The following is a 13,522-nucleotide window of genomic DNA, read 5'->3' as shown; positions in this document are numbered from 1 at the left end:
GCAGACAAACTTTTATTCCATATCGTTGAGATTTGAAACCATTATTATTAATAACAGTAAAAGGAGTATTATATTATGAAAGTTGGCGTAATCAAGGGAAATGGCATTGGGCCTGAAATAACAGAAGCAACTCTTTCTGTATTGGAATCCACCGGACTGAATTTTGAATGGGTGCCGATTGCAATCGGAGATGAAGGAATGGAGCAATATCATCATCCGCTTCCGCAGGAATCCGTTAAAAAGATAAAAGAAATCGGGCTTGCTATCAAAGCCCCTCTTCTTGTAGATAAATTTAAAGGCCGCCTGCTCTGTGTACACGAGGACGGCAGCGAGCACATTTATCCGTCCCTGAACAATGCGATCCGAAGGGAGCTGCAGCTGTACATATGCCCGCGCCCTATCCGCGGAATTCCAAATATTTCAGGAAATTATGAAAATCTGGACGTGGTAATTATGAGAGAGATTACAGAGGATGTGTATTCGGGAATTGAACATGAAATCGGCGATATCGCAGCTGAATGCACGAAGCTGACAACGAGGGCCGCCGCAGTGAGGGCCGCCCGCTTCTCTTTTGAATTTGCCAGAAAAAACGGGCGAAAAAAAGTATCCTGTATCCATAAGGCAAATGCGATCAGCATTACCGACGGGCTGTTTCTCAAGTGTTTCCGCGAGGTCGCTGCAAAATATCCTGATATCGAGTCAGATGACTACATGGTAGATGCGACCGCATTCTATCTTGCAAAATCACCGGAAAAGCTGGATGTTCTGGTAGCTTCCAATCAATACGGCGATATTTTATCCGACCTGGCAGCCGGCCTTGTGGGAAGCCTTGGCCTTGCGCCGGGAGCCAATATCGGCAGCGATGTCGCCGTCTTTGAAGCTTCTCATGGAGCCGCTCCAGACATCGCGGGCAAAGGGATAGCCAATCCTGTGGCTCTAATCCTTTCAGGCGCCCTTCTCCTCCGTCATATCGGAGCTTTAAAGGAAGCGGCCTGGGTAGAGCAGTCCACAATGGAAGTCCTCTCGGAAAGGCGGGTCCTTACTCCAGATTTAGGAGGAAATTCCTCAACCATGGATCTGGCAAGGGCGATCGTCGAACGAGTTCAGAAAAAGCGTAAGGAGGCATAGCGGATGAAACTGTCTTATCCCATAGCAGCACCGGACAGCCATGTAAATCTGATGGCCTTCACAGGCAATTTTGAAAGCAATCTGGACGCAATTGCAGGGATTGGCTACGAAGCTGTAGAACTCCTCGTACGGGACCCCAAAGAGTTAAGCATCTCCTATATCGATACGGCCCTTTCCCGTCGGGGCTTGAAAATCTCGGCGATCGGCACCAGTCCCATGCAGGCACAGGACGGCCTGACCCTGCTCTCCCCTGTTCCGGAAATCCGTGGGGAAGCGCTGGAGCGGACACTGCAGCTGATTCCTTTCTCCGCGGCCTTCCAGGCCCCTGTGATCATCGGAAAATTTCGTGGTAAAGTAAACTCTCAGGTCAACTGCACCTTCCAGCTGCTGAATGAGATTTTTTACGATCTCTGTAATTATGCGGGACAGCAGAATGCCGGCATCGTTATGGAACCTCAGAAATATGATAATGTTAATAATCTGAATACCATTTCCGAATCTCTGGACTGGATCAACGAAATGAAATGCAGCAATCTGAAGCTGCTTCTGGATACGTTTCATATGGCATTTACCGAATCCGACATTTCAGAAAGTATTCGGCTGGCGGCGGATCACATCGGTTTTGTCCATCTGGCAGACTCGGAGCGCCTTGTTCCCTTCTGTGGTGACATCGATTTTAAAAACGTTTTAAAAAGCTTCCGGGAAACATCCTATTCCGGGTATTACTCCCTGGAAATCAAGCAGTTTCCGGATAGTTTCCAGGCTGCCGAACTGTCGTACAAAATCCTGAATTATATAAGCACTCTTTAAAATTAACGCTTTCAAAGATGGCAAAAAGGAGCGTCGCGCAATGACATGGACTCACAATAATCCCATGTCAGGGGCGACGCTCCTTTTTTATCTTGAATTTTCAGCCTGGACCGAGCGAATCATCCGCTGCAGCATCTTGATTCTTTTAAATGACACCGTTTATTGTCATCCTCTACAGCAGGATCATCACTGGGGGCGTGCGGTGGATTTTCTCTGCTCCATGATCTGTCACATAATAATTGTCATTGATATAAACCGTCTGTTCATCATCAATCAGATATGGATGGAGGGAACAGTTCATTCCTGCGTATACCTTCATGGTCTCAACACCGTTTTCATTGTACGCCATGAAAGCCGGCCGCTCAATCAAATCATATCCCTGGGAATGTCCATACAGACGTCCCTCCTGGCTATATCCTTTCTCTGCAACAAATGCATTGTATTTCGCTACAATTTCCGTGGAATCACGTCCCGGCGTAAGCAGATCTGCAGTCATCTGCTGGCCTTCCACCGCCACTTCCCATGCATCTTTCAATGCCTGGCACGGCTCTCCGAAGGAGAAATTTCTGGCTGACTCACAATAATAGCCGCCCGGGCCGGATACTTCCATCAACAGAGTACCGTAGTCCCCATCCTTTACCCTTCTGTTGGCATATTGGAAAGTTGACATTCCACAGGATTTGCCCTGTTCTGCCGTTCCCATAAAGATCAAATGCTCTTCGCTACCAAGATCCATTAGAAGCTTTATGACTTCAGCACGAATCTGATATTCCATCATACCAGGTTTTACAATCGCCGGAAATGCGGCCCATACCTCGTCATGGACTCTGGCCGTCTCCCGGATAAATTCCATCTCTTCCTCACTTTTCAGCGCTTTTACAAGATCAATCTCATCTGTGATATCAACAAACTCTGTATGGGGGAATTTTTCCAGCAGCGCCTTCATCAGACCTGCTGTCATCATTGCTGCACCGATATAGCCGACTCTTTTTGGACTTCTTTGTCTGAAATAATCCTCAATCAGTCCGATCTCCATCCCGCTCGTGTAGTTTAGCGTGGGGGCAAACGGTGCATAGCGCACTTCCTTTACGCCTCTTAGGGCCCACGCAGGAATCGGGCTTGCGCTGGTTCTCACCAGAGTCATCTCATCATCGATTGGAAAAAGTACAGTCATGTGAAAATTATATTCTGCCGGGATATCCGTAAACCAGCGAATATAACCGCCCAAATGCATGTTGCTCCCCTGCATGAACAGGAAATCCAACTCCTTCTCCCGGAGTATTTTCCGCGTTTCTGCCCATCTTCTTCTCAATTCCATATCGGAAATTGCTTTTCTGATTTTATGATTCATACCTTTCTTCACTCCTTTCTTTCACCTATGTCCGGAAGATCACCTGTTCCGTCCGGTGCAGCCTGACTGCTCCCTCCGGTTTGAGTATGTACGTGTCGGCACCATAGGATGTACCTGTCTCGCTCTGCAGGCTGATGTTGACTGCCATACACATATCTTTTTTAAGCTGCATAGTCTCTCCCGGCTGTATACTTGGCCGCTCTACATGGTCGTATCCCTGTCCGTAAGCAAATACCCCTTTTTCCTTTCGATAGCCATGACTCTCAAGATAATGGTTATAGGACGCAAACACCACCTGTGGGTCCCCACCAGGAACCATCAGCTCCGTCAGATACTGCTCCGCCTTCTTCACGCTGTCCTGTCCCCGAACCATCAGAGGGGACGGTTCGCATCCGATAGAAAAAGTTCTTCCGATTGTGGTGAACATCCCTCCCGGGCCACTGGTGGTCATACGGATGTACAGTTCATCCCCCTGTTCCAACGCGTCATTCTGGAAGAACGAAGGAACCAGATCATATGGTTCTCCCCGCCTGCCATGTCCCATAATGACAACCATCTCTTCACCGCCGTGGTCTGTGACCAGCTGCATGATCTTGGAACGTATCTCATACCCCCTCACGCCTGGCTGGGCGATCGCCGGTATATATCCCATCACCTTATCCTGCACTGCCGCAGAATGCTCAATAAACGCCAATTCATCCCCGCTCTTCACCGCCCTGATTTCATCGAACATAGAGGACGCGTCCACGACCTCCACCTGAGGCAGATGCTCTGTTATGTAGCTGTAATAGTTCCAGAAGAACATCTCCATTCCGGCGATTCCTATTTTCTTCACCTGGTGGTCCACAGCCCACTGGACGACAAATCGCCCTTCCCATGTATGGGTAAAATTAAAGGGTGAAAAATAGGGGGCCGCTCCGTAGGGCTTACCGATTCTGAGCAGATGGGACGGGGGGTATAAATCCAGCGGCGGGCCGCTGCAGGCAATATACTGGACTTCTCCCTCAGACGGCAGAATACTGGACTGGGGATAATTATTCTCGGCTGTCGTGTCTGTCAGCCACCGGTTGCATCCGCCCATATACTGTGTAATATTCTGGGCGACAATACAGTCAATCCCTTCTTCCTTCATCGCTTTCTGAAGTGCCCCGGACCTCCTCTCCAGCTCTTCCCTGGGTATGGGAGATTTCAGTCGCTCATGATACTTTTCTGGCATGTTTCTTCCTCCTTTTTATAATCACTTTCGGTTCCTGTAATTCCATTATAAAAGGAGGCTCCCAAATCCTCTGTTCCATTCGGAACATTCCGTCCTATATCACTGATAAATATACGAAACCGCTGAACTCCGGCTCTGTGATCTTCATGACAGCAAAAGCCGGAACGCAATATCGGATATCCGAACTTCTGTCAGATACCCAGTACCGCATTCCGGCTCATTGTTTCCGTAACAGGTCAGCCGGCAAACTGCCTGCCGCCCCGTTACTCAAAGTCATAAATCCGTTTTAAACCCTCGCTGTCTATAATCTCAATACTCCCCCTGTTTTTTCTGATCAGGCCGCCCTTTTCAAATTCATTAAGGGCCCCCGTAATCTTGGGGCGGGTTGTCCCCAAAAAATCTGCCAGCTGCTCATGGGTAATGGTAACCAGATTTCCCTCCGGCTCCCTGGTATATACCCTGAAGAATAGAAATTGATCAGCATTCTTGCCAGCTTCTGTCTGGTGGTCAGCACAATATTTTCTGCCTGAAATTGTAGCGCCCTGATTTTCTCCGCGTTTAATTCCAGCAGAAACATCATAATCCGCGGATTTTTTCCCATCAGTTCCTTTACCACAGAGGCAGGCACGATGACGGCTTCCAGTTCTGTCAAAGCCTCCGTGGAGACTATGCTTCCTTCTCCGTCTATCACAGACGTCTCCCCGGTAACTGCCGGTCCCTCTAAAATACACACCAGTTTTTCCGTGCCGTCACTGTAATAAATACAGTTCTTCGCCTTGCCTTTTGTAATGCATACCAGCCCCACATTCTTTTTTCCCTGAATATAAATCACATCACCCGCCAGATATCTGCGGCGTCCGCCGGCACGCAGCAGCTGCTCCCACTCATCATTGTATAATTCTCTTTTAAGAAGCATGTAACCCTCCGTAATCCTCGACCAACATGGAAAAATACTTCTTAACTATTATACAATTCTATGGGTTCTTTTTCAATAACTAGATAAGTGATTGCCATCCCCTAAATAAGATGAAATATTCTGATAATAATATCAAAATGCTAGTACACTGTAATTTTTTTCTATAGCCCGCACCATCTGTGCCGTCATTTCCAGCGCCGGTGTGGCTACACCCAGCCTTCTTCCCTCTGCGATCACAGCTTCATTCAGGCAGGCAATCTCTGTCTTTCTCCCTTTTTGAATATCCAAAGCCATAGAAGGCAGATGGCCTTCCACCGCCCGGCTGATCTCCATCACATACGCAAGTCCTGCCTCATCAGAAATCTCAATCCCCTTTGCTCTCGCCACACTGCAGACCTCTCCAACCACCTGTTTTAATATTTCATAAGACTCCGGCGTGTGGATCAGCTGTCCTACCCGCATGCGGAGAATTCCGCATAGAGTATTTTCTGAACAGTTTACCATCAGCTTTTTCCAGATCCGTTCATCTACTTCTCGGGTGATCTCCACGTGAAAGCCGGCTTCCCTCATAACTGTTTCCAGCTGTTTTGCTTCCGGGCTGACGCTGCCGTTCAGCGCCCAGAAATAGGTGCCCACATTCTCATTGGTTGTGAGTTCTATATGACCGGGTCCTTTCATATCGCTGGTGTATGCAGTCAGACCATAATAGATCTGTTCCTCCCTCAGATATTTCTTCATGATATCCATACATCCAAGACCATTCTGCAGGGTGACTGCCACCGTCTTAGGGCCGATACAGCAGAGGGCATCCTTTGCCGCCTGCTCCATAAACGTATATTTCGTAAAAAAGATAACCGCGTCAGCCTCTCCTATCTCTTCCGGTTTGGTAGTCGCCCGTACCTTTACATAATTTTTCTCTGCTCCACGGCTCATCAGCAGTCCGTTTCTGTTGATCGCATCCACATGGGTCTGATTCACATCATAGAGACAGACATCCGCAACAGACGCCAGGGTTCCTCCGAACAGGCTTCCCATTGCCCCCGCTCCGATAATTACAATTTTCATGTTCCCCCTCCTTTATGATTCCGTATATCCCTTCAGCTTTTCCCCATTTTCCTGGTCTGCTTTCAGCACATTCGCCCACGCCTCCTTGTCAGCCAGTTCCAGATACTCCTTCGCCACATCATCAGGAGGGTGATCACCTTCATCCCTTCTGCAATCAATTCCTCTCTGTCCTTTTGAATGGCATCTTTATAATACGTCTGAGCTTCTTCTTCAACCTCTTTTCCAGCTTCCCGTAGGGCATTTTTTTGTTCTTCGCTCAACCCGCTCCACGCCTTATCACTGATAAATACCGCCACGTCTACCGTATAGAAAGCCGGTTCAATGATATATTCAGATACTTCCTGCCAGCCGTAATCCTTAATTCCCAGGCTGGGCCATCCATATCCCTGGATAACGTTTCGCTCCAGCGCCTGATATGCCTCGCCTGCGCTGGTGTTGACAGCGCCTGCCCCCAGGCTCTCCACAAATGCCTGGTAAGCCGGTGTGGCTCTGATGGTTAATCCTTTAAAGTCCTCCAGGCTATGAATCTCTTTTTTTGTATAGAGATTATACGTTAAGCCATTTGTAACATTACCAAGGTAATGGGCATTGAGATTCTTTACATAGAGGTCATCTACAAATTCAAATCCACCGTTTGATCTCATCTTGTCCGCGTCTGTCAGTTTCATTCCTTCCATTACCGGAATATGGGATACATTGTAGGTATGAGCAGTCCAGGCCACATCTACCACGCCGTTTTTAATGGCCTCTGCCAGCTGGTTGGATGGGATCGCTTCCGGTCCGCCGCCCCACACAATCTGCACCGTATGGTTCGACTTTTCATCCACCTTCTGGATAAATTTATCCATATCGATCAGGTTGCTGTTGTTCTCCGGCCAGGCTGCAAACAGCTTCAGTGTCACTTCCTTTGATTCCTCTGTACCGCCTGCGCCTGCATTCGATGTTTGTGCCTGCTTTCCTCCACAGGCAGTCAGGCAGACAACACACGCCGTAAATCCAATCATTGCTCCCAGTTGTTTCAGTTTTCCCATAGATATTCCTCCCTCTCATCCCAATCCAGGCAGCCAGGTGACAATCGCCGGTACTGCCATGATAATGACCAATGCTGCAATATCCAGAATTAAAAACGGTACGGCTCCTTTATAAATATCTTTCATCGTAACTTCCGGCGGGGATACGCCCTTCATGGTAAACAGGGCCAGGCCTACCGGCGGCGTCAGCTGGCCGATCTGCAGACAGATCAGATACAGCACTGCAAACCAGACAGTGTTGATCTCCAGCGCCGTTACAATCGGCATAAATATCGGAAGTGTGATCATCATGATTGCCGTCTGCTCCATAAAGAATCCAAGGAGAATAATAACAGCCAGCATAATTACCAGAATAACGATTTTAGAATCCGATATTTGAAGTACTGCAATCACCGCTTCTCTGCTGGCTCCGGTCAGGGCCAGGATCTGGCTGAATCCGGCGGATCCCGCAATGATCATCAGAATCATTGCCGTAACCTTCAGAGAACTGACCAGTGTAGACAGCACCATTTTCCAGCTGAATTTCTTATAGAAAACAGTCAGAATATACGATCCCAGAGCGCCCAGGGCCGCAGCCTCCGTAGGTGTTGCAACCCCCAGGAAGATCAATCCCATTACCATCAAAAAGATAAATGCCAGAGGAAGAATATCCTGAAGCATCGCCCGCCATTTTTCACTGGCGCTAGTCTCCTCAGAATCATAAGGGGGCGCCAGATCCGGCTTGGACATACATCCGCCGATCACGTAGAATATGTATAAAAGCATCAAAAGGATGCCGGGCAGGATCGCCCCAATCAGAATCTGGCCCACAGAGATTCCCGCAATACTTCCCAGAAGTACGGCCAGGGAACTGGGCGGTATTACCATTGCCAGCGCTCCCGAAGCCATGATAGAGCCGGCTGTCAGAGATTTATTGTATCCCCGTCTTGTCATTTCCGGCAGCATCAGAGAGCCGAACATGGCTGTGTTGGCTACTACAGAGCCGCTTAGGGCCGCGAAAATTCCGCCGCCAATCAGTGTTATGACAGAAAGTCTGCCCGGTATCTTTTTTACAAATTTGGAAAGAGTATCCAGGGTTCTGGACACCAGTCCTGACTGGTAGAACACCTCCCCCATAATCATGAAGAATGGAATAGGAGTCAGGCTGAACTGGCACACCTGATCATACATTCCCAGAATCAGCTGCCTGAGTCCAAATTCTCCCATCAGTGCATAGATGACGGCCGTAGCCACTGCAATAAAACTGAACGCAATGGGCAGTCCCGTAAACATGATGAGAATCAGTCCGACAAATACAAGCAATAATACAACATACCAATCCATCTAGTTTTCACCTGCCTTCCACAGCTGGTAATCCTCGGCCGCATTCCGCAGAAATTGGATAACCATAAAAAAGCTCCCGATAGGTATCACAATAATCAGCAGGAACTGGGGAGTCCCCATAGAGTCCATCACCTTAATGTTTTCCCGGATGTTGGACCAGACCACCACTGCACCTTCCCAGAAGACAACCGAGCAGATCAGACTCCCGGCTATGTCTGTCATCATGTTCATCAGATATTTCTTTTTTTTGCTCATCATCTCCAAAATCAGATCGACCGTAATATGCCCCCTCTGTTTCAGTATCCACGGCGCCCCTAAAAACGTGATATAGATGAGGCTGTACGCTGAATATTCAATCAGATTGGACATCGGATTGTGAAATGCGACCCTGGAAAAGGTCGAGTAACAGATCGCAATCAGCAGAAATCCCAATGCCAGCCCTGCTATCGTAGCCAAAATATTCAGACATGTGTCAATGACCTTATGAAATACCTTCACATCTTCCCCTCCTTTTTTTAATTTCTTATCCAAAACCTTGTTTTTATTTTATCATACAAACAATTCCTGCTAATGTACCAAAAGAGACATTCCACAAAAAAAAGACCAGTCACAGACTGGCCTTTTCAGGTTTCAAATCATATTTTCTCATATTAATTTTCTTAGCAGATCTCCGCTCCTGATGGCATATCCTTGTCCGGTGTCATAAGCGCAAGATTTCCCTCTGCATCCTCTGCACAGAGAAGCATTCCCTCTGACATAATACCTGCCAGTTTGGCCGGTTTGAGGTTCGTAACAACCATTACCTTCTTTCCGACCATCTGCTCCGGTGTATAATGAGCCTTAATACCACTGACAATCTGTCTGACCTGGCTCCCTACCTTCACTTTTGAGCAGAGCAGCTTTTTGGATTTCGGAACTTCCTCGCACGCAAGGATTTCGCCCACCTGGAACTGAAGCTTTGCAAAATCATCATACGTGATCTCCGGCTTTGCTTCCAAATCGATGCCGCCCTCTTCCTCTGCCGGCGTCTGATCTGCTGCAGCCGCCTTATTCATAGCTTCTACCTTTTCCAGAACCTCCTTGATATCCATACGTGCAAAGAGTATTTCCGGTTTTTCCACGACCTGATTGCCGGAAGGATAGAGGCCGAATGATCCCATGTCTTTCAGCTCCCGTTTGGAAGTGTTCAGCTGTGCTAAAATCTTTTCTGATGTTTCTGGCATAAAGGATGCGAGAAGAGAAGCGCCGATTGTAATCGCTTCCGTCAGATTGTAAAGCACTGTTGCAAGGCGGTCTTTCTTTGCTTCCTCCTTTGCAAGCGTCCATGGCGTCGTCTCATCGATGTATTTGTTGCTTCTTCTGAAGATATTAAAGATTTCCGTGATTGCATCTGCTACGCGGAGTTTATCCATCTTCTCGTCTGCCTTCTTAACCGCAGAGAGAACCGTTTCCTTCAAATCCTCATCCACCGGCTCTGCTGCCTTCGCATCCGTTACAATACCTTCGAAGTATTTATTGCTCATGGAAATCGTACGGTTTACAAGATTGCCCAGTATGTTGGCCAGGTCGGAATTCATACGCTCTACCATCAGCTCCCAGGAGATGACTCCGTCATTGTCAAACGGCATCTCATGGAGCACAAAGTAGCGCACGGCATCTACGCCGAAAAAGTCTGTCAAAGTATCGGCATACAGCACATTTCCCTTAGATTTGCTCATCTTGCCGTCGCCCTGCAGCAGCCATGGGTGGCCGAACACCTGCTTAGGAAGGGGAAGATTCAGGGCCATGAGGAAAATCGGCCAGTAAATCGTATGGAAGCGGATAATGTCCTTTCCAATCAAATGAAGGTCTGCAGGCCATAATTTTTCAAACTGCTCCGTGCTGCTGCCATCACAGTCGTAACCAATTCCCGTAATATAGTTGGTAAGCGCGTCCAGCCAGACATATGTGACGTGCCTCGGATCAAAGCTTACAGGAATGCCCCATTTAAAGGACGTTCTGGAAACACAGAGATCCTGGAGTCCCGGCAGAAGAAAGTTGTTCATCATTTCATTCTTGCGCGCTACCGGCTGAATAAATTCAGGATGTTCATTGATATGGGCAATCAGCCTGTCGGCGTACTTGCTCATCTTGAAGAAGTAAGCTCCTCTTTCGCCGGCTGTACCTCACGCCCGCAGTCCGGACATTTTCCATCCACAAGCTGGGACTCCGTAAAGAAGGACTCACACGGCGTACAATACAGGCCTTCATAATATCCCTTATAGATATCGCCCTGATCGTACAGCTTTTTAAATATCTTCTGAACCTGCTTCTCGTGATCCTCGTCCGTGGTACGGATAAATTTGTCATAAGAAGTGTTCATCAGATCCCATATATTCTTAATCTCACCTGATACCCTGTCTACAAACTCCTTTGGAGTAACTTCTGCCTCTTCTGCCTTGAGCTCAATTTTCTGTCCATGCTCATCCGTTCCTGTCTGGAAGAACACGTCATAGCCCTGTTCTCTCTTATAGCGGGCAATACTGTCAGCCAATACCGCCTCATATGTGTTGCCGATATGCGGCTTTCCTGATGTATAAGCGATTGCTGTCGTAATATAATACGGTTTTTTACAATTCTGGCACATCTTCTGTCCTCCTTGCCGTCTTTTTCCTTACATTTACAGGGATTTCCTGTATTTTACATTGCATATAGTTTAATCGTTTCCCGATTGTCTGTCAAGTACACAACTCCTGCAACTTTTCCTATATTAAATGGAATGAGTTGTATTCCTTCTTAATATAATTTATAATTAGGGAACTCACTGCGGATTATTTCGCAATCTATTGTGTTTTCAGGAATCGGAGGAGACTGCCATGAAACAGAAGTACCGAAATCTGCTTTTTTACCGCCAGATAGCCGCTGTATTTTTAATTACATCACTTTTTCTTACAGGCTGTGTTGCAAAACGGCCTCAGCCGGGAGAATCGTCTTCCGTACCATCTTCTCAGGAATATGAAGAATACAAAGCGTCTTCAGAACAAATACAGGCTGAATTCGACGCTTTTGCGGATGACCTGTTTCGCACCGAACTGTCCAAATCCACATTAAATCTGCACTATATGCTGGCGGACCCTGCCGCCGCAGGAATTACGGAAGCTGCCGTTTCATATGGACCCGTTTCTCTGGATGAGATGAAGGCCGAAATGGAAGACACAAAGCAGATTCTCAGGCAGCTGGAATCCTTTCCGCTGAAACAGCTGAATTCGGACCAGCAGCTGACATGCCGGGTGCTGAAAGACTATATTGATACCTCCATATTAAGCGACGGACTGGAATTATATGACCAGCCTCTGGCTCCGACTATCGGTGTTCAGGCGCAGCTCCCCATTCTCCTTTCTGAATACACGTTTTATAACAGAAAGGATATCGATGATTATCTCGCCCTTCTTTCGCAAATTGACAGTTATTACAACCAGATCGGAGAGTTCGAAAAAGCGAAATCCGAAGCGGGGCTTTTTATCAGCGATACTTCCGCAGATAACATTATTACCTCCTGTGAAACGTATCTGATTGTTCCTGAGGACAATTTTCTTACTCAGACCTTTGACGAACGTCTGAACGCCGTAGAAGGCCTGACCGATGAGGAGAAGGCAGCCTACAAAGCAGAACACGTCAAGATTCTGGCAGAACATTTTGTTCCGGCTTATCAGGGACTGATTGATACTCTGAACTCACTGAAAGGCACTGGAACCAATGAGCAGGGCATGTGCGGATACCCGGAAGGCAAAGTATATTATGATTATCTTGTCCACGCCGTAACTGGCATGTCTTATCAGACCATCGATGAGCTGAAGGACGCAATTGAAGTACAGCTGGACCGTGATACGGCGGCGATTGCTTCTATAATAAAAGCCGATCCAGAGATAGTTTCCAAGGTCTATGATTATTCGTTCCGGTCAGCAGACCCATCCGAGATTGTAGCCGAACTCCAGTCTCAGATTAAAGCCGACTTCCCAGAGCTTCCGGAATGCAGCTATACAATAAAAGATATTCCTAAAGCTCTGGAACTCTCACTCAGCCCGGCTTTTTACCTCGTTCCGCCTCTTGACCGTTATCAGGATAATGTTATTTACATTAACCGCAACGAACGCTTTCAGGACGAACCGCTTTATCCGACTCTGGCTCACGAAGGATATCCCGGTCATCTGTATCAGACCGTATACTTTATAAATAAAAACACCTCACGCCTGCGCCATCTCCTGTCCTTTGGTTCTTATACGGAAGGATGGGCGACATATGTAGAGTTTCAGTCCTATCTGTTTGACAACGGGCTGGATCAGAGCCTGCAGAAGGTATTAGTGCACAATCGTTCCATTCTGCTGGGGCTGCATGCTTACCTGGATCTTCAGATCAATTATTACGGATGGCAGAAAGAACAGGTTGCTGATTTTCTCAGACAGCACTATACTATCGTATCCGATGATACCGTAAATGAGATTTACCAGACCATGATCGAAAATCCTGCTAATTATCTGGAATACTATGTGGCTATCTGGAGATTGCCAATATGAGGCGGGATGCGGAAGCGCTCCTGGGTACCCGGTTTAACGCAAAAGATTTCCATACCTTTATCCTGGATATGGGCCTGCACCGTTTACTGTTATACGTACCTACTTTAACAGCTGGCTGAACCGGGCCAA

10 protein-coding genes and 1 pseudogene are annotated in these 13,522 nt (G+C 47.5%); 3 read left to right on the top strand and 8 right to left on the bottom strand.

Features of this window, described 5'->3' with window-relative positions; all coding sequences use genetic code 11:
- The first annotated feature begins 75 nt into the window (after nt 1–75).
- Both DXA13_RS02315 and DXA13_RS02310 read left to right on the top strand, forming a co-directional pair.
- Nucleotides 76–1,128, top strand: coding sequence for an isocitrate/isopropylmalate family dehydrogenase (locus tag DXA13_RS02315; protein ID WP_118241656.1), 1,053 nt, complete (start codon nt 76–78; stop codon nt 1,126–1,128).
- A gap of 3 nt (nt 1,129–1,131) precedes the next feature.
- A complete protein-coding gene (locus tag DXA13_RS02310; RefSeq protein WP_118241654.1) occupies nt 1,132–1,938 on the top strand; it encodes a sugar phosphate isomerase/epimerase in 807 nt (268 codons plus the stop codon).
- A 172-nt stretch (nt 1,939–2,110) separates the two neighbouring features.
- Here DXA13_RS02310 and DXA13_RS02305 read toward each other — a convergent pair whose 3' ends face one another.
- The 8 genes and pseudogenes from DXA13_RS02305 to metG form a co-directional block, all read right to left on the bottom strand.
- A complete protein-coding gene (locus DXA13_RS02305) occupies nt 2,111–3,289 on the bottom strand; it encodes a M24 family metallopeptidase (protein WP_118241652.1) in 1,179 nt (392 codons plus the stop codon).
- 25 nt (nt 3,290–3,314) lie between these two features.
- A complete protein-coding gene (locus tag DXA13_RS02300; protein ID WP_118241650.1) occupies nt 3,315–4,505 on the bottom strand; it encodes a M24 family metallopeptidase in 1,191 nt (396 codons plus the stop codon).
- A gap of 334 nt (nt 4,506–4,839) precedes the next feature.
- Nucleotides 4,840–5,421 (bottom strand): Crp/Fnr family transcriptional regulator, encoded by a 582-nt coding sequence (locus tag DXA13_RS02295; protein WP_118241647.1) that lies wholly within the window; start codon nt 5,419–5,421, stop codon nt 4,840–4,842.
- A 132-nt stretch (nt 5,422–5,553) separates the two neighbouring features.
- Nucleotides 5,554–6,486, bottom strand: coding sequence for a 2-dehydropantoate 2-reductase (locus DXA13_RS02290; RefSeq protein WP_118241645.1), 933 nt, complete (start codon nt 6,484–6,486; stop codon nt 5,554–5,556).
- Nucleotides 6,487–6,548: 62 nt separating this feature from the next.
- Entirely contained in the window at nt 6,549–7,517 is a 969-nt protein-coding gene (gene dctP / locus DXA13_RS02285; protein WP_118241643.1) for a TRAP transporter substrate-binding protein DctP, read from the bottom strand.
- Between the two features lie 15 nt (nt 7,518–7,532).
- On the bottom strand, nt 7,533–8,840 hold the full coding sequence (locus DXA13_RS02280; RefSeq protein WP_118241641.1) for a TRAP transporter large permease subunit: 1,308 nt from the start codon (nt 8,838–8,840) through the stop codon (nt 7,533–7,535).
- Nucleotides 8,841–9,338 carry a TRAP transporter small permease gene (locus tag DXA13_RS02275; protein ID WP_181995502.1) on the bottom strand — a complete coding sequence of 166 codons (498 nt, stop codon included), beginning with the start codon at nt 9,336–9,338 and terminating at the stop codon, nt 8,841–8,843.
- Between the two features lie 161 nt (nt 9,339–9,499).
- Nucleotides 9,500–11,466: pseudogene (gene metG / locus DXA13_RS02270) on the bottom strand (methionine--tRNA ligase).
- Nucleotides 11,467–11,695: 229 nt separating this feature from the next.
- Here metG and DXA13_RS02265 point away from each other — a divergent pair.
- Entirely contained in the window at nt 11,696–13,393 is a 1,698-nt protein-coding gene (locus tag DXA13_RS02265) for a DUF885 domain-containing protein (protein ID WP_243008928.1), read from the top strand.
- The last annotated feature ends 129 nt before the right edge of the window (nt 13,394–13,522 follow it).

Origin of the sequence: Clostridium sp. AM58-1XD (assembly GCF_003464085.1) — a bacterium.
In the GTDB taxonomy this organism is placed as follows: Bacteria; Bacillota; Clostridia; order Lachnospirales; family Lachnospiraceae; genus Lachnoclostridium_A.
This window is presented reverse-complemented; position numbering and strand designations above follow the sequence as displayed.

What these genes read in the sequence shown, in the direction of transcription:
- DXA13_RS02315 (WP_118241656.1), top strand. Translation starts at nt 76, where the DNA reads ATGAAAGTTGGCGTAATCAAGGGAAATGGCATTGGGCCTGAAATAACA.
- DXA13_RS02310 (WP_118241654.1), top strand. Translation starts at nt 1,132, where the DNA reads ATGAAACTGTCTTATCCCATAGCAGCACCGGACAGCCATGTAAATCTG.
- DXA13_RS02305 (WP_118241652.1), bottom strand. Translation starts at nt 3,289, where the DNA reads ATGAATCATAAAATCAGAAAAGCAATTTCCGATATGGAATTGAGAAGA.
- DXA13_RS02300 (WP_118241650.1), bottom strand. Translation starts at nt 4,505, where the DNA reads ATGCCAGAAAAGTATCATGAGCGACTGAAATCTCCCATACCCAGGGAA.
- DXA13_RS02295 (WP_118241647.1), bottom strand. Translation starts at nt 5,421, where the DNA reads ATGCTTCTTAAAAGAGAATTATACAATGATGAGTGGGAGCAGCTGCTG.
- DXA13_RS02290 (WP_118241645.1), bottom strand. Translation starts at nt 6,486, where the DNA reads ATGAAAATTGTAATTATCGGAGCGGGGGCAATGGGAAGCCTGTTCGGA.
- dctP (WP_118241643.1), bottom strand. Translation starts at nt 7,517, where the DNA reads ATGGGAAAACTGAAACAACTGGGAGCAATGATTGGATTTACGGCGTGT.
- DXA13_RS02280 (WP_118241641.1), bottom strand. Translation starts at nt 8,840, where the DNA reads ATGGATTGGTATGTTGTATTATTGCTTGTATTTGTCGGACTGATTCTC.
- DXA13_RS02265 (WP_243008928.1), top strand. Translation starts at nt 11,696, where the DNA reads ATGAAACAGAAGTACCGAAATCTGCTTTTTTACCGCCAGATAGCCGCT.